Genomic DNA, 2,707 nt, shown 5'->3' on the forward strand with positions numbered 1-2,707 from the left:
TGTGCGAAATGTTTCTGGCTTAAATTGAAATTGGTCACAATCTTCAGGTAAAGGTCAGACAGTTCTTCGGAACTGAAGGGTTATATCGAAGAATCAAATGATGGGGTAACGTCCTAAAGGGTTCTCTCTTAGTCGAATAGCACTTGATTTAGTAAGAATGATAGTGTTATAAGCTCGGCGAAAAGGCGTGAGAAATTACCGTAGCAGTATGGCTGCCGAAAACCTACTCGATGGAGAGGTGTAATTCATAACGCTTGAGTTGAATGAATATGGTGAGTATGCGGAAAGTCTATAATAAAGGGCTAAGCTGACGAACTTCTGAATGTACGGGTCTACACGCACGATACATAGAAATGTGTATATCACTCAATGTGAGGTTAGCAGTGGATGAGTAAAACTAACAAATATGAAAGTCCATGATATGTTAAAGGCATATGAACGGCTGACAGGCTTAAAGGAAGCACCTAAGTTCTTTCTATAATAGATATAATTCAACGTTGTAAGCTGATAACGTGGAGAGCTTACTCTTTATGAAACGGTGATAAGGAAAGCAGTAATGATAATAGTTACTTCATAACTTTTCTTTATATCAGTGAAAGTGGTGGCACAGTACCAATGAGAGGTCTAATCAACCTGGAGGGATAGCCACTAGACTAAAAAGAATCATTCAACCATGTAAGACAGTTCTTTATCGGTTAATAAGGTTCTCGTAAGACTAAAAGAGGTTCAACTCCCAAGGGAGTCACCGACTTGTTGAAACGGAAGAAACTGAGACACAACGAGTATTATGATATGCAACATTGTTTTGATAATCTATATGCTCAAAGTGTCGATGGTCAAAATTTCTATGACTTAATGAAACTGATTAATTCCAATGAAAATATACGTCTTGCTTATCGGAACATCAAAAGAAACACTGGGAGTAAAACCGCAGGAACAAATAAATTAATCATTGATGACATTAAGCATTTGTCGGTAGAAGAGGTAATTGAGCACGTTCAGAATAAATTCCAATCATATTCACCAGAATGTGTTCGACGTGTTTTCATTCCTAAAACAAATGGAAAAGTAAGACCATTAGGAATCCCAACTATTTGGGACCGAATAATCCAACAATGCATCTTACAAGTCTTAGAACCTATTTGTGAGGCAAAATTTCATAAACATAGCTACGGTTTCAGACCAAACAGAAGTACCCACCATGCGAAGGCAAGATTCGAATCGCTTATCAATATGGTGGGTCTTTATCATTGCATAGATGTTGATATAAAAGGATTTTTTGATAACGTGAACCATAGTAAGTTACTGAAACAAATATGGTCAATGGGAATTAAAGATAAATCTTTACTCTCCATCATCTCGAAAATATTAAAGGCAGAGATTGAAGGAGAAGGTGTACCCACCAAAGGCACCCCGCAAGGGGGAATACTTTCACCACTTTTATCAAATATTGTTCTAAATGAACTAGATTGGTGGATTAGTAACCAGTGGGAAACGTTTAAGAGCAACCATGACTATAATCGAAACGGAAGTAAAGTAAGGGAACTCAAGAAATCAAACTTAAAAGAATTTTACATCGTTAGATATGCGGATGACTTCAAGGTTTTATGCCGTACTCGCTCGCAAGCCATTAAAATGAATTATGCCATCAAGGATTTTCTTAAAACTAGACTTCATCTTGAGACAAGTGATGAAAAATCAAAGATTATCAATTTAAAGAAGAATTCTTCCGAATTCCTTGGTTTTTCTTTTCGTGCAATGAGGAAAGGAAAAACAAGGTTTGGGTTTGTAGCACAATCCAATATGACGAAGAAAGCGAAGTCCAATGCACTCATTAAAATTAAAGATTCTATAAAAGCTATACAGAAGAAGCCTTGTGCTGAAACTGTATGGCATTACAATACAGTCGTAATGGGAATTCAAAACTATTACGCACCAGCTACTAACATCTCTAATAACTTAAGTGAGTTGTCCTCCCACCTAAACAAGACTTTATATAATCGATTAAGAAATATCAGAACTGAAGCTAGTTTTGAAGATATGACCAAAACGCTCCAAAAACGCTATAAAGGATACTCACCGCAATACTATAAGATTCAAAAGATGGTGTTTGTCCCTATTTATGCCCAACGGCATAAAACAAATCTCTGCTTATCGCAAGATGTGTGTAATTATACTCCCGAAGGCAGAGAGAAAATACACAACAATTTAAAAGCGATTAACAAAAGCGTATTACGTTATGTCATGAAAAACTTTATTCCAAATCGAACGATCGAATATAACGACAATCGCATTAGTAAGTTTATAGCCCAGTACGGAAAGTGTGCTGTAACTGGAGCAGAACTTGGAAAAAGCGATTGGCAATGTCATCATAAGATTCCTTTTCATATATCAAAGGATGACCGTTATTCAAACTTGATAGTGTTACATGAAGCTGTTCATCGACTTGTTCATCTCAAAGATGAAAACAAAATCAATTCTCTTCTTGAAGTTTTAAAACTGAGTAGTAAACAAAAGGAAAAAGTCAATGAACTCCGAACACTATGCAAAAATCATAAAATTTGATTGGAAATAAGAGCTACTTCACAAATCATATAGAATTGAATGAATTGGATTAGTTGGAACGCCGTATGCGGTGAAAATCGCACGTACTGGTGTGGACAGGGGGAAAAGGGAGCGATAACTTCAAACCCTTACCTATCTGTAT

Annotated in this window: 1 protein-coding gene; it reads left to right on the forward strand. The window is 36.4% G+C overall.

The genetic code is table 11. From position 1 onward, the window contains the following. Window positions 1-753 precede the first annotated feature (753 nt). Complete coding sequence (gene ltrA, locus M3610_RS27210; RefSeq protein WP_483870120.1) at window positions 754-2,565, forward strand: group II intron reverse transcriptase/maturase; 1,812 nt, start codon at window positions 754-756, stop codon at window positions 2,563-2,565. Window positions 2,566-2,707 lie beyond the last annotated feature (142 nt).

Source organism: Neobacillus sp. MER 74, assembly GCF_023714155.1.